The 16,706-nt window shown below is 65.9% G+C and carries 21 protein-coding genes; 13 read left to right on the top strand and 8 right to left on the bottom strand.

Translation table 11 applies throughout. The annotated features are described in order from the left end of the window. Positions 1–31 precede the first annotated feature (31 nt). The gene (locus QYL91_RS04500) at positions 32–727 is read left to right on the top strand and encodes a type 1 glutamine amidotransferase domain-containing protein (RefSeq protein WP_302082183.1); all 696 of its coding nucleotides are present in this window, start codon (positions 32–34) and stop codon (positions 725–727) included. A gap of 31 nt (positions 728–758) precedes the next feature. Beyond that, positions 759–1,433 carry a uracil phosphoribosyltransferase gene (gene upp, locus QYL91_RS04495; RefSeq protein ID WP_302082182.1) on the top strand — a complete coding sequence of 225 codons (675 nt, stop codon included), beginning with the start codon at positions 759–761 and terminating at the stop codon, positions 1,431–1,433. Positions 1,434–1,591: 158 nt separating this feature from the next. On the opposite strand, the gene QYL91_RS04490 is transcribed toward upp, so the two are convergent. From QYL91_RS04490 to hisB, 4 genes are read right to left on the bottom strand one after another with little or no spacing between them, the layout of a single operon-like run. Next, on the bottom strand, positions 1,592–2,203 hold the full coding sequence (locus QYL91_RS04490) for an IMPACT family protein (RefSeq protein ID WP_302082181.1): 612 nt from the start codon (positions 2,201–2,203) through the stop codon (positions 1,592–1,594). 37 nt (positions 2,204–2,240) lie between these two features. Further along, positions 2,241–2,564 (bottom strand): 2Fe-2S iron-sulfur cluster-binding protein, encoded by a 324-nt coding sequence (locus tag QYL91_RS04485; RefSeq protein WP_302082180.1) that lies wholly within the window; start codon positions 2,562–2,564, stop codon positions 2,241–2,243. After that, positions 2,561–3,064 (bottom strand): amino acid-binding protein, encoded by a 504-nt coding sequence (locus tag QYL91_RS04480; RefSeq protein ID WP_302082179.1) that lies wholly within the window; start codon positions 3,062–3,064, stop codon positions 2,561–2,563. The genes QYL91_RS04485 and QYL91_RS04480 overlap by 4 nt, the downstream gene beginning before the upstream one ends. Beyond that, a complete protein-coding gene (hisB, locus tag QYL91_RS04475; RefSeq protein WP_302082178.1) occupies positions 3,065–3,652 on the bottom strand; it encodes an imidazoleglycerol-phosphate dehydratase HisB in 588 nt (195 codons plus the stop codon). Between the two features lie 125 nt (positions 3,653–3,777). Between hisB and QYL91_RS04470 the strand changes: the two genes are divergently transcribed. Next, a complete protein-coding gene (locus QYL91_RS04470; protein ID WP_302082177.1) occupies positions 3,778–3,942 on the top strand; it encodes a hypothetical protein in 165 nt (54 codons plus the stop codon). An 8-nt stretch (positions 3,943–3,950) separates the two neighbouring features. Here QYL91_RS04470 and hisA read toward each other — a convergent pair whose 3' ends face one another. Further along, complete coding sequence (hisA, locus tag QYL91_RS04465) at positions 3,951–4,679, bottom strand: 1-(5-phosphoribosyl)-5-[(5-phosphoribosylamino)methylideneamino]imidazole-4-carboxamide isomerase (protein WP_302082176.1); 729 nt, start codon at positions 4,677–4,679, stop codon at positions 3,951–3,953. Positions 4,680–4,793: 114 nt separating this feature from the next. Between hisA and QYL91_RS04460 the strand changes: the two genes are divergently transcribed. From QYL91_RS04460 to QYL91_RS04435, 6 genes are all read left to right on the top strand, one after another. Further along, the gene (locus QYL91_RS04460; RefSeq protein ID WP_302082175.1) at positions 4,794–6,362 is read left to right on the top strand and encodes a globin-coupled sensor protein; all 1,569 of its coding nucleotides are present in this window, start codon (positions 4,794–4,796) and stop codon (positions 6,360–6,362) included. Positions 6,363–6,488: 126 nt separating this feature from the next. Beyond that, on the top strand, positions 6,489–6,665 hold the full coding sequence (locus tag QYL91_RS04455; RefSeq protein WP_302082174.1) for a hypothetical protein: 177 nt from the start codon (positions 6,489–6,491) through the stop codon (positions 6,663–6,665). A gap of 101 nt (positions 6,666–6,766) precedes the next feature. Continuing rightward, the gene (gene fer / locus QYL91_RS04450) at positions 6,767–7,156 is read left to right on the top strand and encodes a ferredoxin Fer (RefSeq protein WP_302082173.1); all 390 of its coding nucleotides are present in this window, start codon (positions 6,767–6,769) and stop codon (positions 7,154–7,156) included. Positions 7,157–7,259: 103 nt separating this feature from the next. Continuing rightward, complete coding sequence (locus tag QYL91_RS04445; protein ID WP_302082172.1) at positions 7,260–8,309, top strand: A24 family peptidase C-terminal domain-containing protein; 1,050 nt, start codon at positions 7,260–7,262, stop codon at positions 8,307–8,309. 37 nt (positions 8,310–8,346) lie between these two features. Further along, entirely contained in the window at positions 8,347–8,718 is a 372-nt protein-coding gene (gene hisI, locus QYL91_RS04440; protein ID WP_302082171.1) for a phosphoribosyl-AMP cyclohydrolase, read from the top strand. Then, complete coding sequence (locus tag QYL91_RS04435) at positions 8,705–9,832, top strand: DUF7118 family protein (RefSeq protein ID WP_302082170.1); 1,128 nt, start codon at positions 8,705–8,707, stop codon at positions 9,830–9,832. Before hisI ends, QYL91_RS04435 begins: the two co-directional genes overlap by 14 nt. 1 nt (position 9,833) lies before the next feature. Here the strand turns inward: QYL91_RS04435 and glmM are convergent, their stop codons facing one another. Continuing rightward, positions 9,834–11,183: a phosphoglucosamine mutase gene (glmM, locus tag QYL91_RS04430; protein ID WP_302082829.1), complete on the bottom strand. Its 1,350-nt coding sequence runs from the start codon at positions 11,181–11,183 to the stop codon at positions 9,834–9,836. Between the two features lie 97 nt (positions 11,184–11,280). Between glmM and pyrE the strand changes: the two genes are divergently transcribed. The 3 genes from pyrE to QYL91_RS04415 all read left to right on the top strand — a co-directional run bounded on the left by pyrE (position 11,281) and on the right by QYL91_RS04415 (position 13,642). Next, on the top strand, positions 11,281–11,805 hold the full coding sequence (gene pyrE / locus QYL91_RS04425) for an orotate phosphoribosyltransferase (RefSeq protein ID WP_302082169.1): 525 nt from the start codon (positions 11,281–11,283) through the stop codon (positions 11,803–11,805). Positions 11,806–11,905: 100 nt separating this feature from the next. After that, entirely contained in the window at positions 11,906–13,339 is a 1,434-nt protein-coding gene (locus QYL91_RS04420) for an NCS2 family permease (RefSeq protein ID WP_302082168.1), read from the top strand. 57 nt (positions 13,340–13,396) lie between these two features. Further along, entirely contained in the window at positions 13,397–13,642 is a 246-nt protein-coding gene (locus tag QYL91_RS04415) for a glutathione S-transferase N-terminal domain-containing protein (RefSeq protein ID WP_302082167.1), read from the top strand. Positions 13,643–13,645: 3 nt separating this feature from the next. Here the strand turns inward: QYL91_RS04415 and QYL91_RS04410 are convergent, their stop codons facing one another. Further along, positions 13,646–14,611: a transcriptional regulator gene (locus QYL91_RS04410; RefSeq protein WP_302082166.1), complete on the bottom strand. Its 966-nt coding sequence runs from the start codon at positions 14,609–14,611 to the stop codon at positions 13,646–13,648. A gap of 156 nt (positions 14,612–14,767) precedes the next feature. On the opposite strand from QYL91_RS04410, the gene QYL91_RS04405 reads away from it, so the two are divergent. Further along, complete coding sequence (locus QYL91_RS04405; RefSeq protein WP_302082165.1) at positions 14,768–16,030, top strand: tRNA(Ile)(2)-agmatinylcytidine synthase; 1,263 nt, start codon at positions 14,768–14,770, stop codon at positions 16,028–16,030. 7 nt (positions 16,031–16,037) lie between these two features. On the opposite strand, the gene QYL91_RS04400 is transcribed toward QYL91_RS04405, so the two are convergent. Further along, entirely contained in the window at positions 16,038–16,451 is a 414-nt protein-coding gene (locus QYL91_RS04400; protein ID WP_302082164.1) for a VOC family protein, read from the bottom strand. Between the last annotated feature and the right edge of the window lie 255 nt (positions 16,452–16,706).

Genomic DNA, 16,706 nt, shown 5'->3' with positions numbered 1-16,706 from the left:
GCTTTTGCCCGTTCGGTGCGAAGACTGCGTGATGCCATCTGCACTATTCGTCGTCAGCGAACACGGGTACTGGGGAGAGGAGTGTATCGAGCCACTCCAGACACTCGACGCGGCGGGCGTCGACATCACAGTCGCGACACCGAGTGGCGACCCGCCCGTCGTCGACAAGCGGTCTATCGACCCCGACGAGGTCGGCGAGGAGACCGCCGAACGCGTCAAGACGGTCGACGAGACGGACGAGCGGCTGAACGACCCGGTTCCCCTGGCCGAACCAACAGCCGAAGCGTTCGACGCCGTCGTCTTCCCCGGCGGCCACGGGACCGTATGGGACATCAACCAGGACCAGCACGCCCGCCGACTCCTCCGGAACGCCGTCGCCGGCGAGGACGGCAAAGCACTCGTCGTCTGTCACGCGGTCGGAATCCTCGCCTTTACTCGCGACGAGAGCGGCGACTTCCTCGTCGACGGCCGCGAGGTCACCGGCTTCCCCAACGCGTGGGAGGAGGGACTCCTCGACGAGGCCGAGCGGTTGACCGACGGCCGAAAGCTCCCCTACTGGATCGAAGACGAAGTGGTTGCGGCCGGCGGAAACTGGAACGCCAGACTCGGGGAGGAGACGAGCGTCACCGTCGACGGCGACCTCGTGACCGCTCGCGGCCCGCCGTCCTCCGGGACGGCCGCGCGGACGCTCCTGTCAGAACTGGGCGTCGAGACGCCGGAGCCCTGAGATATTTGGGCGGACCGGTCAAGTGTCCGGTATGGCAATCGAATCGCGCGAGCACGCGTCAGTGGTGACACACGCGCTGGCACAGCACACGCTAACCGAACTTCGCAGTGTCGAGACGGGACAGACCGAGTTTCGCAAAGGACTGGTCAAACTCGGTCGCATCTGCGGGTACGAACTGGCAGATACTCACCTGGGGACCGAGTCGGTGCCGGTCGAGACGCCGCTGACCGAAACCCGCGGGGACCGTATCACCGGCCTCGACGACGTGGTCGTCGTCAACGTCCTCCGTGCGGCGACACCCTTCGTCGAGGGTCTGTTGAAAGCGTTTCCCAGAGCGCGCCAGGGAGTCATCTCGGCCAGTCGCGACGAGGACGCAGGACAGGACGACGGCGAGTTTCCCATCGACGTACAGTACGTCAAACTCCCGGAGATTCGCCCGGACGATACGGTCGTCGTCGCGGACCCGATGCTCGCGACCGGAAGCACGATGGTCGCGGTCCTCGAAGAACTGACCCACGGCACGCCCACCCCGGAGAACCTCTTTGTCCTCTCTGCGGTCAGTGCGCCGTCGGGACTGGAGCGGGTGGGCGAGGCGTTCCCCGAAGCAAAACTACTAACCGTCGGTATCGACGACCACCTTGACGAGCACGGCTTCATCGTCCCCGGCCTGGGTGACGCCGGCGACCGCGCGTTCGGGACCAACTGAGCTTCCGGGTGCCCGGTCGTCCACCCTGCTGGCGGAGATTTCGACGTTCGTTGAACCCCTTTCCTTCGACTGGAGATTCGACAGACAGCAGCCGGACCCAATCTCCAACAGAAGTCTTGTTCCGTGCTGGCACACCGCTCTCGAAGACCGCGTGCTAGTCAGTTGTCGAAATCACCGGCAAGTGTCGCTCGGCCGCTGGTCGCGCTGCGGATGCGGTCACGGAGGTCGGCGGCGCTGGCCTCCGGCGCACGGACTTCGAAGCGGACCTCCGCCTCGTAGGCGGCCTCGAACTCACACTCCGCGGATTCGAGGAGGCCCCGGACCGAGCCCGAATCGTCGTACTCGACAGTGACGGAGAACTGCTCGTGGGGCACCTCCTCGACGATGCCGGCGTCGTCGAGGGCGTCTTTGACACCACGCGAGTACGCGCGGGCGAGGCCGCCGACGCCGAGTTTCGTCCCGCCGTAGTAGCGGGTGACGACGGCGACGACGTTCTCGATGGCTTCCTGCTGGAGGACGTTCAACGCGGGTTTGCCGGCCGAGCCGCTGGGTTCGTCGGCGTCGCTCGCCCACTCCCGGAGCGGTTGGGCGCGGACGCGATACGCGGGGACGTTGTGGGTCGCGTCGGCGTACTCCTCGCTGATGGCGTCGATAAAGTCCTCGGCCTCGTCGACAGAGTGGGCGGGCGCGACGTGGCCGATAAACTCGGAGCCCGAGATTTCGAAGCGGGCCTGCCCGCGTCCGGCGACGGTTCGGAAGGCCTCTGTCACGGCCGGGCGTTCGACAGCGGCGGATTTGTGGGTTTCGTCACGCGCGGCCACCCCACACTAGTTTCTCGGGAATCCGAATCTCGATGGGGTCGGTCACGCGAATCTGACAGGAGAGACGCGGATAGCCAAAGCGGTCGGCGAGGTCGTCGTGCCAGTGTTCGGGCGCGGGGTCGGCATCGAGGACGCGGACGCCACAGGTCGCACAGAGCCCGCGGCCGCCGCAGTTGAGACGGCGGCCGGCCTTGCTGTGTGGTGAGATGTCGGCCGCACGGAGCGCATCTCGGAGGCCGGTGCCGTGCTCGACGGCCAGCGTCTCGGTCGCGTCGCCGTGGTGGACGACGACCCGAACGGTCTCGGTCACTCTAATTCGATGCGGTGGACGAAGTCCATCGCCTTGATGTCGTTGAGGAGGTCACCCGGCAGCGGGTCGTCGGTGATGACGTACAGCCGCGGCTCGTCGGTGAACTCCGGGTCCTCACTGATCGTCTGGCGAATCGAGATGCCGCGGTCGGCAATAGCCCCGGTGACGGTAGCGACGATGCCCGATTCCTCGGCGTCCCGGACCGCCACTGTGAGTACCGTCAGGTCAAGGACCGGTGCAAGGTCCATCAGGCTCGGAATCGCGGAGATGTTCTGGAAGATGGGGCGGAGTTCGTCGTCAGCGAGGATGGCGTCGGTGGTGGCGTCGACGACCCGGCGGTCCACGTCGACTTCGCGGGCGATGCCGGTGTTTGGTATCTCGATGCCGCCCGAGACGACCCGGCCCTCGTCGTTGACGGAGAAGCCCCGTTCGAGCAGCAGGCGAATCACCCGCTGTTGGCTGGGCGAATCCGAGAACTTCTCCATGATTTCCGCGAACATCTATAATTCGCCCTTGGTGCTCGGAGCGTCCGCACGGCGTTCGTCGATGCGGGTCGCGTCGTCGAGTGCGCGGGCCAGTCCCTTGAACAGCGCCTCGATTTCGTGGTGGGCGTTCTCCCCGGTGACGCTTGCGTGAAGAGTCAGTCCGGCGTTCGTCGAGAGCGAGCGCAGGAAGTGGCGGGCCATGTAGCTTGTCATCCCGCCGACCGACTCCTGGGAGAACTCGCCCTCGAAGGCAAAGTACGGACGGCCGGAGATGTCCACGACGATTTCGGCGGCGGCCTCGTCCATCGGCACTTTGCGGTCGGCAAAGCGAGAGATACCGCGCTTGTCGCCCAGCGCCTCGTCGAGAGCGTCGCCGATGGTGATACCCACGTCCTCGACGGTGTGGTGGTCGTCGATGTCCAGGTCGCCGTCACACTGGACCGTGAGGTCGAACAGGCCGTGTGTGGCAAACGAATCGAGCATGTGGTCGAAAAAGCCGATGCCGGTGTCGACGGTAGTGTCGCCGTCGCCGTCGAGGTCGAGCGTGACCTCGATGTCGGTCTCGGCCGTCTCGCGCGTGACTGCGGCGGTCCGGTCGGTCATACTCGACTCGTGGCGGGCCGCCTATTTGGGGATTGTGCTGAGACAGGAGAGGATAACCGCCGTCTGACGACCGCGTGACGCCCGTCTGCCGGAGCTATATGCCCGTGCCCGACAACGCCTCTCGTATGGAGAGTACGCTCGAAGCGGTCGCACTGCTGGCTATCCTGGCCGGCATCCTGCTTTTCACGACGGCGGCGACCGCGACGGTCGGCGCGCTTTTGGTCGCCGGCGGTGCCTACGCGCTCATCCTCCCGCAGTTCATCGAACCGGGGGGACCGGCGACGCGGTAGGTGCTCAGTCAGGATTCGTCGGCCGCACGCTGGGCGTCGGCGAGCGTGAACGCCCCCTCGTAGAGTGCGCTGCCGACGACGACGGCCGCCGCGCCTGCGTCTTTCAGCGCCCGGATGTCCTCGATAGTCGCCACGCCGCCGCTGGCGACGACCGGAATGTCGACCGCCTCGACGATGCGACGGACGGGGTCGGTCCGGACACCCTCCAGTTGGCCCTCGACGTCGACGTCAGTAAAGAGAATCGCGCCCGCACCCAGCTCCTCGTAGCGCGTGGCGGCTTCGGCGGGGTCCAGTCCCGTGCCCTCGGTCCACCCCGAGACGACGACTTCGCCGTCTTTCGCGTCGAGGCTGACCATCACCGACCCGGGGTACGCCTCGCTGATGTCCGCGACGATGTCGGGGTTCTCGACGGCCGCCGTCCCGAGGATGACGCGGTCGAGGCCACGCGAGAGGAGGTCCATCGCGCCCTCGGCGGTTCGGATGCCGCCGCCGAGTTGGGTGTCGACGTCGACAGCACTGTGGATGGCATCGATTGCGTCGGCGTTTGCCCGCTCGCCCTCGAAGGCACCGTCGAGGTCGACGAGGTGGAGCGTCTCGGCGCCGGCCTCGACCCACCGCTGGGCGGCCTCGACGGGGTCGCCGTAGGTCTTCTCGGTGCCGCGTTCGCCACCGACCAGCTGGACCACCTGCCCGTCCTGCATGTCGACCGCAGGAACGACCTCGAATGCCGGGAACATACTGGAGAGTGATACGACGCGGTAGAAAGGGTGTTGGTTTGTCCCGTGAGCGCGCAGAACATGTGTCTAAAGCTACAACCGAATATATATGCCGCTACCGGGTGAAACGTGCACATGACAAATTACGCGGACCGGTTTGGGGACGGGGGTCTAAACCACCTCGTCGACGCGGATGAACTGCTCGACGAGTGTGATATCGATGCCGAGGAAATCGAGTGGCGAAAGGATTACATCGGCTTCGACGAGGAGGACGCACGACGACTCGCCGACCTGCAGGACCTCTTCGAGGCCAACGCGGACGCCGTCGCAGAGGATTTCTACGAGAACCTGACCAGCTACGAGCAGACCACCGAGGTCATCGGCCGCTCAGAGAAGGCCGTCGATCAGCTCAAAGAGACCCAGCGGGCGTACCTGGTGACCCTCGCCGACGGGGAGTACGGCCGGGAGTACTTCCGGAATCGGGCCCGCATCGGGAAGATTCACGACCTGCTGGAGATGCCGATGAAACACTACATCGGCCAGTACGGTGTCTATTATGACCTCATCTTTGATCTGCTCTCCGAGCGCGTCGAGGACAACGTCGTCGACGCCATCACCGAGACGGCCGGTGCCGCGACTGACGGCGGGACCGCCACCCAGCAAGGCGAGAGCATCACCATCGACCGGGATGAGCTCAGGTCGACCGTCCAGCGGGAAATCCAGGACGGCTTCCGGGACGTACTGTCGGTGCTGCGCATTATCAACCTCGACATGCAGGTGGTCGCAGACACCTACATCCACTCCTACAGCCAGGAACTCGAGGAGGCCATCGAGAAGCGGAAGCGGCTGATGAACGAGTTCGAAGCCGACGTCGAGGAGCCGATTGCAGAGATCAACGCGTCCGCGAGCAGCGTCGCGGACAGTGCCGCACAGATTTCCGGGCTGGCCGAAGACCAGTCCGACCGCATCCGGGAGGTGACAAGCGAAGTGTCGAACATGAGCGCCACCGTCGAGGAAATCGCCTCTACCGCCGACGAAGTCGAGGACACCAGCAAGAAGGCCGAACGCCTCGCCGAGGACGGCAAAGAGTCGGCCGACGCCGCCGTCGAGGCAATCGACGGCGTCGGTGAGGCCGTCGAAGACGTGGCAAGCGACGTGGACAATCTCCAGGCGCGCGTGGGCGAAATCGACGAAATCGTCGAGGTCATCAACGACATCGCAGAGCAGACCAACATGCTCGCACTGAACGCCTCCATCGAGGCCGCACGCGCCGGTGAAGCCGGCGATGGCTTCGCTGTCGTCGCAAACGAGGTCAAGTCCCTCGCCGAGGAATCCCAGGACCACGCCAGCGACATCGAGCGGATGGTCGGTCAGATTCAGGACGAAACCGAGGATACGGTGACGAATCTGTCGACTGCGACCGACCAGGTGAGCGAGGGTATCGAGCGGGTCGAAGCGGCAATGGACAGTCTGGCAGACATCGTGCAGGCAGTCAGGGAGACGAGACAGGGTATCGAGGAGGTGTCGGCCGCCACCGACGACCAGGCAGTCAGTTCCGAGCAGGTCGCGAGCATGCTCGACGAACTGGTCGACCAGGCCGAGGAAGTCGCCGAAGAAGTCCAGTCGGTCGCCGCTGCCAACGAAGAGCAGAAGGCGAAAATCCAGGAGATAGACGCGGCCACCAAACGGTTGACAGAGCAGTAACTCGGCCACCGGAGGCGGGCGCGATGGCAAAACTCCAGTGGCGGACCGATTTCACGGCCGACTGAGAGAGGCGACGCGCCCGGTGGCGCCGTCAGCTATATGCTTGCCTCTGTGGATGTGCGTGACATGGAAGACGAGGCCTGGCGCACGGTCACAGTCGTCGAGAACAAGCAAGGCGAGCCACACGTTCTCCAGCAGCGAGTGAAAGTGTACACCCAGGGACGCGACGCGGAGTCGGCAGGTTACACGAAACCGGAGATGAAACACCGCCTCATCCCGATGAAAGACGTCGTCGAGTTGTAGCCGACGGAACGAGCCCAGGGTCCGGGAAACTATCATAATTGTACCAGCAGATACTCTCGGAACAGCAAAGTCTAACCGGGAGGGGCCAGAACACCCGTGTGATGCCAACCGTAGAGTACCTTAATTACGAAGTCGTGGACGACCAAGGCTGGGACCTGTACGCAGACGACCTCTTCGAGCAAGCGGCCGACGCGGACCTCGGTGAGGAGGATTACGGCGAGCTGGACGTAAACGAAGGCGAGTACATCCTCGAGGCTGCCGAGGCCCAGGGGTACGACTGGCCGTTCTCGTGTCGCGCAGGCGCCTGTGCGAACTGTGCGTCTATCGTCCTCGAAGGCGAGATCGACATGGACATGCAGCAGATTCTCTCCGACGAAGAAGTCGAAGAGAAGAACGTCCGGCTGACCTGCATCGGGTCGCCCGCTGCCGACACAGTCAAAATCGTCTACAACGCAAAGCACCTCGACTACCTGCAGAACCGCGTCATCTGAACGCGCCTGCAGCCACCTTTTCGCGTTCGCGACCGGCGAGGAGTGACAACCGCCGGCGCACCGAGTCGGAACTGCTAACAGGGGGGCGTGCGCACGCAGTGGCGTGTTCGCGTCGACTCCCGACCTGGTCCGACTCGTCGCCATCCCGTTCTTTGGCTACGTCGCCTACCGCGACGTCAAGACGCGACGGGTCTCCAATCGGACGTGGTACCCGATTGCGGCACTGGCTGTCCTCTTGCTCGTCGTCGACGCCTACACCGTCTTCGAGGCGGGCAACAGTTTCAGCGCGCAGTTCGAGCGCCGGCGCTTTCTGGTCGGGGTCGGCATTAGCCTCCTCTTTGTCGTGCCGCTGGTCTATGGCTTCTGGCTCATCGGCGGTTTCGGCGGGGCCGACACCAAGGCCTTCTGGGTCGTCGCACTCCTCTTTCCGGTCTTTCCCACCTACGACCTCCGGACGTTCGGCGTCGACTATCTCCTCCCCGTCATCGAGCCGAACATCCCCGCGTTCTCGCTGACGATTCTCTCGAATACGGTCCTCGTCGGCATCGCCTACCCCTTCGTCCTCGCGGTGCGCAACGCCGCTTCCGGCTATCTCTCGCCGGGGATGTTCGTCGCAAAGCCCGTCGCCGTCGCGGAGATTACCGACGATTACGGGACCATCCTCTCCTTTCCCGACCGCTCGCTGACCGACGACATCTCGCTGGGGGGACTGCGCTCGTACTTTTCCTGGCGTGGCCTGGACATCGACGCGCTCCGGATGTACCTGCAGTATCGCGGGCTGGAACTGGCCGAACTCCGGGCAAATCCCGACCAGTACCGGGACCCCGACTCGCTCCCTGCTGAGCCAAACGACCCCGGCGACGGGTCGATTTCCGAGGCGGCCGTCACCGACGGCGGCGAGCCAGTCGAACGCGAGACCGCGGCGTTCGACGACCCCTGGGGGGCCGAGGCATTTCTCGACGACATCGAGGGCAGCGCCTACGGCACCACTCCCGAGGCGCTTCGGGAGGGACTGGAGATGCTCGTCACCGAGGACAGAGTGTGGATTTCGCCGGGCATTCCCTTCCTGGTCCCACTGTTTTTCGGCCTGCTCGTCTCGCTGACCGCCGGCGACCTGCTCTTTGTCGTCCTCCAGGCGGTCGGGTTGGCCTAGGACAAGACCTACAACCCCGACCCACGACCTACCGGATATGAGTGCCGACGCCCCCCAGCTCGCCTTCGACGAGCAGGAACTGCTCCCCGCCGTCGCACAGGACGCCGACTCGGGCGACGTGTTGATGCTCGCGTACGTCACCGAAGACGCGCTCGAACGCACCCGCGAGACGGGTCTGGCCCACTACTACTCGCGCAGCCGGGACGAACTCTGGCAGAAGGGCGGCTCCAGCGGGCACGTCCAGCACGTCGAGGAGGTTCGCGTCGACTGTGACGGCGACGCCTTGCTCTATCTCGTCGAGCAGGAGGGTGGCGCCTGTCACACCGGCTACGAGTCCTGTTTCTACCGCACCGTCGACGGCGATGTCGTCGGCGAGCGGGTCTTCGACCCCGACGATGTCTACGAGTAAGTCAGCCGCCGACCCCGTCGACCGACTCCGGCGGGCCGCAGACGATCTCGAACGAGCCCAGCAGCGCGTCGACGAGTTCGGCGAGGCCGACCTCCGGCAACTCGCCGACGCCTACGAGGAGTTTACCGGAATCCTGGGCCGCTACGAGGAGCCGGCGACCGGCGACGGCGACTTTCAGAAGTTCATCGAGTTCCAGGGCCGCGTCGAGACGTTCGTCGAGGAACTCCCCGAAGACATCCTCCTCCGGGAGGCCTTCGAGGAGAGCGACGACCACCTCCAGCAGCGCCGCCTGAACGAGTCGGACTTCGAGTACGTCCGCGAGCAACTGTCGCCGGTCGCGGACCTGGTCGACCGGCTGACCGACCGCGAGAGCGCACGCGACGAGTACGAACGGGCGCGCAAGCAGGTTCGGGAACGCCGCCACGAGGTCCGCGAGCGCATCGACGAGCTAGAACGGCTCCAGCGACTCGGCGAGGCAGACCTCACGGCGCCGACCGACCGGCTCCGCGAGCCAATCGAACGGTACGACGAGGCCGTCACCGACGCCTTCGCCGAGTTCAAGCGGGACGGGTCCGCACGGGAGGTGCTCGACTTTCTCGACCGGACGGACGTCTACCCGCTCGTTCCCTTCCAGTCGCCACCGGCAGACCTCAAATCGTACGTCGACAGCCATCCGCCGGGGACGGAGTCGATTCCAAAGCTACTGGAGTTGGCCGACTACTCGCGGTCGAAACTCGACCACTACGTCGACGACCCGACGGCGCTGAAGCAGGCGATAGCGACCCAGCAGACGTACCTCCGTCGACTCGACGGGGAGCCGCTCACGGTCGGGTGGCCGCCGCCGACTGCCGAGGAACTGCGCTGGCAGTGTCAGGAACTGACGGCCGTGGTCAATCGCCTCGCGCCCGATGTCGTCGAGTCGCTGCGGGCGGTCAGGCGACTCCCGCGGGAGACGGCGTACGACCGACTCCACGACAGTGCCGTCGCCGAGGCCGAACTGACCGACGAGGAACGAGAACGGCTCACGAGCGGCGCGGTCGCCGAGGAACTGGAGACGCGCCGCGAGGAGCGCGAGCGGCTGGCCGAGGCCATAGACGAGTTTCCCGAGCGGTAGGTCAGGCGGCCTCGATTGCCTCGACCATCGACTCGGCGAGGTCGCGGGCACGCGCTTCGTCCCGCGCCTCTGCGTAGACGCGCACGAGCGGCTCCGTGCCGCTGGGGCGGGCCAGCACCCAGGCGTCGCCGTAATCGAGCCGGTAGCCGTCGGTCGTATCGAGGTCGGCGTCGGCCGCCTCGGCCTGGCGTCCGATTGCGTCGAGCATCGCCGCGCGTTCGGCCTCGCTCTCGTAGGTGACGTTGTAGCGGACGTTGTGGTAGTCGTCGTAGTCGGCCACGAGCTCGCTCGCCGGCTGGTCGACGAGCAGTTCACAGAAGCGGGCGGCGGTGTACGCGCCGTCGCGGGCGATGCGGTAATCCGGAAAGAGGATGCCACCGTTGCCCTCGCCCGCAATCGGGACGCGCTGGCCCTCACGTTCGAGGTCGCGGATAGCGGTGATGAGGTAGGTACTCCCGATAGGGGTCAGTCGGAGGCTGGCGCCGGCGGCGTCGGCCACGTCGACGAGTCGCTGGGAGGCGTTGACCGCCGATACTGCGACGTCGCCGGCGTCGATTTGGGAAGCGGCGAGGGCGGCGAGGGCGGCGTCACCCTCGACGAACGTGCCGGTCTCGTCGACGAACATCGCGCGGTCGGCGTCGCCGTCGTGAGCGATACCCAGGTCGGCGTCGCTGGTGCGGGTGAGTCGCGCGAGGTCGTCGAGGTGTTCGGCGACGGGTTCGGGGTCCCGACCGGGGAAGCGGCCGTCGGGCTGGGCGTTGACCGTCAGCACCGAACAGCCCAGGGCACGGAAGAAGTCGGGGCTGGTCATCGCGCCTGCGCCGTGGCCGGGGTCGAGTGCGACGGTGAGGTCGGCGTCGGCGATGGCGTCGCGGTCGACAGCCGAGAGCAGTTCCTCGTGGTATCGGCGATTAGCCGAATCGATACGGCGACTCGCCCCAGTCTCGTCCCACTCGACGCGGTCGGGGTCGGCATCGAGGCGAGCCTCCACGGCGTCCAGGCGGTCGCGGGTGAGTTCGACGCCGCTGGCGCCGATGAGTTTGATGCCGTTGTACGCCGGGGGGTTGTGCGAGGCGGTAATCATCACGCCGGGGACGCCCTCGCGTTCGCAGTACGCCTGGAGGGCGGGCGTGGGGGCGATACCGAGGCGGTCGGTGGTACAGCCGACGCTGGCGAGGCCGCTGGCGACGCTGTCGGCGAGCATCTCGCCCGTCAGGCGCGTGTCGCGGGCGAGTGCCACCCGGTCGGTGTCGAAGACCGACCCGGCGGCCCGTGCTATCTCGAGTGCGAACCGTGGCGTCAACTCCTCGTTTGCCACCCCGCGGACGCCGCTTGACCCGAAGACCTGCATTCGGATGGCCATGCGTCCGGCGGGGCCATAGGGATTCCGCTCGGCCGGTCGGTCAGCATCGGCAACCCCTTAACCGCCGCTCCCATCACCGGCGCACATGAACATGCAGGCGCTCATCGACGCACTCCGAGAGACCGACGCGGTCCGGTTCGGGGAGTTCGAACTCTCCCACGGTGGCACGAGCGACTACTACGTCGACAAGTACGTCTTCGAGACCGACCCCGACGCCCTCGCGCTCATCGCCGAGGCGTTCGCAGAGCGAGTCGGCGAGACGAAACTCGCCGGCGTCGCACTCGGCGCAGTCCCACTCGCCGCGGTCACCAGCGTCGAGACGGGCAACCCCTACGTCATCGTCCGGAAACAGGCCAAAGAGTACGGTACCGGCAACCAGATAGAGGGGAGCCTCGCCGACGGCGAGGAGGTCGTCGTCCTCGAAGACATCGCGACGACCGGCCAGAGCGCAATCGACGCCGTCGAGGCGCTCCGCGAGGCGGGCGCGACGGTCGACCGCGTGCTCGTCGTCGTCGACCGCGAGGAAGGCGCCCGCGAGAACCTCGCCGAACACGACATCGAACTGGACGCGCTGGTGACAGCCTCCGAATTGCTGGCCGACGACGCCTGACGGTCGGCCGTCCCGAGGAATCGGCGGGGGACTGTTTTCCTGGTGACAGCTCTCAGGTCGTCTCGCCACGCTTAATCCGGTCTATCCGGAGAGTCGAACAATGGCGGGAACACTCGCGGAGTTCTTCGAATTAGACGAGCACGATACGGACGTTCGGACCGAAATCGTCGCCGGTATCACGACGTTCCTGACGATGAGCTACATCGTCATCGTCAACCCGGCGATTCTGAGCGCGGCAATCTCGGTCGAGGGACGCACGGCCGGCGAGACGCTCCAGATGCTGGCCGTCGTGACGATTCTCTCGGCGGCTGTCGCGACGTTCATCATGGCGCTGTACGCCAACCGGCCCTTCGCACAGGCGCCTGGGCTCGGCCTCAACGCCTTCTTTGCCTTTACCGTCGTGCTGGGTCTCGGGGTACCCTGGCAGACCGCACTCGCGGCCGTCGTCGTCGAGGGAGTCATCTTCATCCTGTTGACCCTCGCCGGCGCTCGCGAGTACATCATCAGGCTGTTCCCGGAACCGGTGAAGTTCGCCATCGGCGGCGGTATCGGCCTCTTTTTGGCAATCATCGGCCTGGAGGCGATGCACGTCGTCGCCTCGGACCCCGCGACCTTCCTGCAGTTTAACCCGGTCTTCGCGACCGACCCCATCGCGATTATCTCCGTCGTTGGCCTCTTCCTGACGCTGGGGCTGTACGCCGCGCAGGTCCCCGGCTCTATCATCATCGGCATCCTGCTGACGACCGTCGCCTCGTACCTGGTCGACGCCGCCGGCTACACGGCCATCAATCCGCAGGTCGCAGAAGGTGTCTCGCTGTACACGCCGGCGTCGCTGACCGGGCAGACCGACGTGGTCTACTCGGCGGCCGGCTACGACATCACGCCGCTCGTCGGTGCGTTCTTGCAGGGGTTCTCGAACGTCGACGCGCTCGGGTTCAGCCTCATCGTCTTTACCTTCTTCTTCGTGGACTTTTTCGACACTGCAGGGACGCTGACCGGCGTCGCACAGGTCGCCGGCTTCCTCGACGAGGACGGGAACCTCCCGGACATCGACAGGCCGCTGCTGGGTGATGCAGTCGGGACCACAATCGGTGGCATCATCGGCACCTCGACGGTGACGACCTACATCGAGTCCTCGACCGGCGTCGAAGAGGGTGGCCGGACCGGGCTGACCGCACTGGTCATCGCGCTGCTCTTTCTCGCCTCGCTGGCACTCGTCCCCCTCGCGGCCGCGGTCCCGCTGCACGCCTCCCACATCGCGCTCGTGGTCGTCGCCGTCCTGATGATGCGCAACATCGTCGACATCCAGTGGGACGACCTCTCGCATGCGGTCCCCGCCGGCCTGACGATGTTCATCATGCCGTTTACCTACTCGATTTCCTACGGTATCGCCGCCGGTATCATCTCCTACCCCCTCATCAAGGCGGCACAGGGCCACCACCGGGAGGTCCACCCCGGACAGTGGATACTCGCCGGCGTGTTCGTCCTGTACTTTTTCGTCCGGACGAGTGGCATCCTCGCCGGCGCCCTCTGACAGCGGGGTCGCACACGGGCGACGCTCTTTTTTCCGTCGCGCGTCTACATCGAGTGAATGCCGAACCTCGAACTGTACGAACTCGAAGGGTGCCCGTACTGCGCGAAAGTCACGAAGAAACTCGACGAACTCGGTCTCGACTACGAGTCACACATGGTTCCCCGGAGCCACAGCAACCGGACAGAGGTCGAAGAAATCAGCGGTCAGACCGGTGTTCCGGTGCTCGTCGACCCGGACAACGGCATCGAAGCGATGCCTGAATCCGACGACATCGTCGAGTATCTGGAAGAAACGTACGCCTAAGCGTCAGGCAGTCCCCTCTTCCTCGCCGCGGTCCATGATGAGGTCCCGCAGGTCGATGCGGTCCTCGATGTCGGCCATCTCTGACTCCTCGACGATGGCGGTGCCCTCGATTGCGTCGGTGGGCGCTTCGTCGACGACGTAGACGCTGGTCGTCCGAGTGACCTGGCCGACCGACGACATGATGCGGGCGCGCTTTTCGGCGGTCTGGGTGAACTTCGAGTGACCGGTGAGCACGCGGTCGTGGTCGCTCTCGTTTTCGCTGACGGTCTTGAAGGGAGCGCGCTCGGTCGGGTGGACCTCGTAGCCGACGCGGGTAAAGACCGCGACGATAGACTCGTCGTCGGGGTCGACGTCGGGGTCCTCGGGGGTCTCGGTGTCGTCGCGGACCCGCTCGGCACCATCGAGCACTTCGACCGGCGAGGTCAGCGGTGCCTCGAACAGCTCCTCCAGTTGGGAGGCGACTTCGACGCTGGCGTCCATGCCGTCCTCGTACTTCGAGACGGTGCGCCGGGAGACGCCCAGTTCCTGGGCGAGTCGGCCAAGCGACCAGTCGCGGTCCTGCCGGGCGTCGGCGAGGACTTCGCTTTCGATGTTGACGTAGAGGCCGCCGGGTGCCGCGTAGATGAGCGGCGGGACCTCCTCGACAAAGAGGTCCATCGCGGTGTCGGGCGAAAGCACGGGCACGCCGTGGCGAAAGTAGACCACGCCGGGCTTTAAGTCCTCGTCGCGAGTCCGCAGGCCGACCACCATCGGCGTGGCCTGCAGATACTCGCCGAGGCGACGCATCTCCGCGCCAGTTCGAGCGTCGAAGGCGTCGATGTTCCCGAGAATCTTCAGCAGGATGGTGTCCTCACCCCGGCGGGCAGCGACGTCGAAGCTCTTTGGCCGAATCGCACAGCGTTCGCTGACGACGAAGCCTGCATCTTCGAGCATTGCGGTGACGTTACCCACCAGCGCAGAGCGGGACATACTGGTATCTATACATACATAGTCCGCTCATCGTATTTATGCGTTTTGGCGGCTGTACGGCCGGTGTCTGGCGATTTCCGGAACGTAATCACAGACAGACAGATTCGAGCAGGCGGCCCCGAAAGCGGTTAGTGGGCGTCGGGGCTAGCCGGGATAGTGACCGTCATCGCCGTCGACGACACCGACTCCCGCGAGCGCGGGATGTGCACGACGTACGTTGCCACACGCCTGGCCGAGCAGGTGCGCGAGGCCGGCGGCACCGTCGACCGGACGCTGTTGGTGCGACTCAACCCCGCCGTCGAGCACAAGACGCGGGGCAACGCCGCGCTGGCCGTCCACTGTGACCTCCCGGCCGAGCGTACGCTCGCACTCGCCGACAACGCACTCGACCACGCGGAGACGGCCGACCCCCGGACCAACCCCGGCGCGGTCGTCGTCGACGCTGCACCCGACGCGGTACCCGACGCGCTTGCAGACGTTGCCCGGCGTGCCGTCCGCGAACTTCTCGACCTCGATACTGTCCGCGAGACGCTCTCTGTGGCCGGCGTCGAGACGGTCGAGCGCGGGATGGGCCGGGGACTGATTGGGGCGGCCGCCGCCGCCGGCGCACACCGGGCCTTCGAGGAGTGGACCTACGAGTGTATCTCCTACCGCGAGCGCGACCGGTGGGGAAGTGACCGCGAGGTCGACGTCGACTCAGTGTTCGCCGCCGCAGACGACGCCTACCCCGAGGTGTGGGATACCGTCGACCGTGAGGAAGGCGTCGCCGTCTGTGTCCCCCGGACGCCCTGCCCGATTCTCCACGGGATTCGCGGTGACGACCCCGACGCCGTCCGCCGTGTCGCCGAGCGCATCGAGAGCGAATCCGTCGCCCGCCGGCACACCTTCCGCACGAACCAGGGCACCGACGCCCACCTCCGGGATGGCACCATCGACACCGCACAGGACGGACGGGCCTACCGTCTCGACGGCACCGTCGCCGCCCGGCCGGACACGAAGGAAGGCGGACACGTATTCTTCCCGCTCGAAGGCACTGGTCGGCTCCAGTGTGCAGCCTTCGAGCCGACCAAGCGCTTCCGTGACCGGGTGCGGGCGCTGCGAGAGGGCGACCGCATCACCGCGTGTGGCGAGGTCAGCGACGGGACGCTCAAACTGGAAAAGTTCGCCGTCCGCGACTGCGTGCAGACGGAACTCGTCACGCCGGACTGTCCGGACTGCGGGCGGTCGATGAAGTCCGCGGGTGCAAACGCGGGGTATCGGTGTCGGGACTGTGGGACCGACGCCGACGGGAAGGTCGAGCAGCCACTCGACCGGGACATCGAGGAGGGGTGGTACGAGGTGCCGCCGGTTGCGCGCCGGCACATTGCTAAGCCGCTGGTCCGGGGTGGCTTCGACGCGCCGACCCATCCAGAGCGGTGAGACCGTACTACGTCTCCAGCACTTCCACGAGATTGCCCTCGGGGTCTTGCACGAAGCAGATTCGGGTGCCACTCTCAGTGGTCTGTGGGGCCGACAGCGTCGTCACCTGTTCGGGGAGTGCCCGGTAGAAGTCGTCCAGATTCTCGACTTCGAAGCCGACGTGTTTCGCGCCGGGTTGGTTCACCCGCTCGGCGTGGGCAGTCTCGCCTTCGGGGTCGTACTCGACCAGTTCCAGGCGGACGCCGTCGGCGTCGAGGTGCGCGAACTGGCCGGTCGCGTTCGGAACGTCGACGCCAGTCGAGAACGCCTCGCCGGAGACGGAGAACTCGGCGAGCACAGGGAAGTCGAAGACGTCCTGATAGAACTCCACGGCGCGGTCCAGGTCGGCAACGGTGACACCGACGTGGTGAGCGGTTGGCATAGTGGAGTGACAACGGGGCGCGGCAAAGTGGGTGGCGGTTGGCGGCGGAGGGCATCCAGCCTGCGATTGCGGTGGCCGGAAGCGCGTACCCGCGCCAGCGGGTCGTGCGATAACGGGGAAGGGCAGGCCTGTCGTTTGTAGCGGTACTGTGGGGTAGCGGCGCTGTGCGGTAGCGGTGCTGTGGGAGGTCACTACGATAGCACCTCCGAGCGCTCTACCGAGCGCGAGGAGCCTTTTTCCCCAAGTTTTTGTGAG

The sequence above is a fragment of the Salinibaculum rarum genome (assembly GCF_030505615.1).
Taxonomy (GTDB): domain Archaea; phylum Halobacteriota; class Halobacteria; order Halobacteriales; family Haloarculaceae; genus Salinibaculum; species Salinibaculum rarum.
This window is presented reverse-complemented; position numbering and strand designations above follow the sequence as displayed.

Coding starts and splice junctions, on each gene's coding strand:
- QYL91_RS04500 (WP_302082183.1), top strand. CDS start 32: ATGCCATCTGCACTATTCGTCGTCAGCGAACACGGGTACTGGGGAGAG.
- upp (WP_302082182.1), top strand. CDS start 759: ATGGCAATCGAATCGCGCGAGCACGCGTCAGTGGTGACACACGCGCTG.
- QYL91_RS04480 (WP_302082179.1), bottom strand. CDS start 3,064: ATGTTCGCGGAAATCATGGAGAAGTTCTCGGATTCGCCCAGCCAACAG.
- hisB (WP_302082178.1), bottom strand. CDS start 3,652: ATGACCGACCGGACCGCCGCAGTCACGCGCGAGACGGCCGAGACCGAC.
- QYL91_RS04470 (WP_302082177.1), top strand. CDS start 3,778: ATGGAGAGTACGCTCGAAGCGGTCGCACTGCTGGCTATCCTGGCCGGC.
- hisA (WP_302082176.1), bottom strand. CDS start 4,679: ATGTTCCCGGCATTCGAGGTCGTTCCTGCGGTCGACATGCAGGACGGG.
- QYL91_RS04460 (WP_302082175.1), top strand. CDS start 4,794: ATGACAAATTACGCGGACCGGTTTGGGGACGGGGGTCTAAACCACCTC.
- QYL91_RS04455 (WP_302082174.1), top strand. CDS start 6,489: ATGGAAGACGAGGCCTGGCGCACGGTCACAGTCGTCGAGAACAAGCAA.
- fer (WP_302082173.1), top strand. CDS start 6,767: ATGCCAACCGTAGAGTACCTTAATTACGAAGTCGTGGACGACCAAGGC.
- hisI (WP_302082171.1), top strand. CDS start 8,347: ATGAGTGCCGACGCCCCCCAGCTCGCCTTCGACGAGCAGGAACTGCTC.
- QYL91_RS04435 (WP_302082170.1), top strand. CDS start 8,705: ATGTCTACGAGTAAGTCAGCCGCCGACCCCGTCGACCGACTCCGGCGG.
- glmM (WP_302082829.1), bottom strand. CDS start 11,183: ATGCAGGTCTTCGGGTCAAGCGGCGTCCGCGGGGTGGCAAACGAGGAG.
- pyrE (WP_302082169.1), top strand. CDS start 11,281: ATGAACATGCAGGCGCTCATCGACGCACTCCGAGAGACCGACGCGGTC.
- QYL91_RS04420 (WP_302082168.1), top strand. CDS start 11,906: ATGGCGGGAACACTCGCGGAGTTCTTCGAATTAGACGAGCACGATACG.
- QYL91_RS04415 (WP_302082167.1), top strand. CDS start 13,397: ATGCCGAACCTCGAACTGTACGAACTCGAAGGGTGCCCGTACTGCGCG.
- QYL91_RS04410 (WP_302082166.1), bottom strand. CDS start 14,611: ATGTCCCGCTCTGCGCTGGTGGGTAACGTCACCGCAATGCTCGAAGAT.
- QYL91_RS04400 (WP_302082164.1), bottom strand. CDS start 16,451: ATGCCAACCGCTCACCACGTCGGTGTCACCGTTGCCGACCTGGACCGC.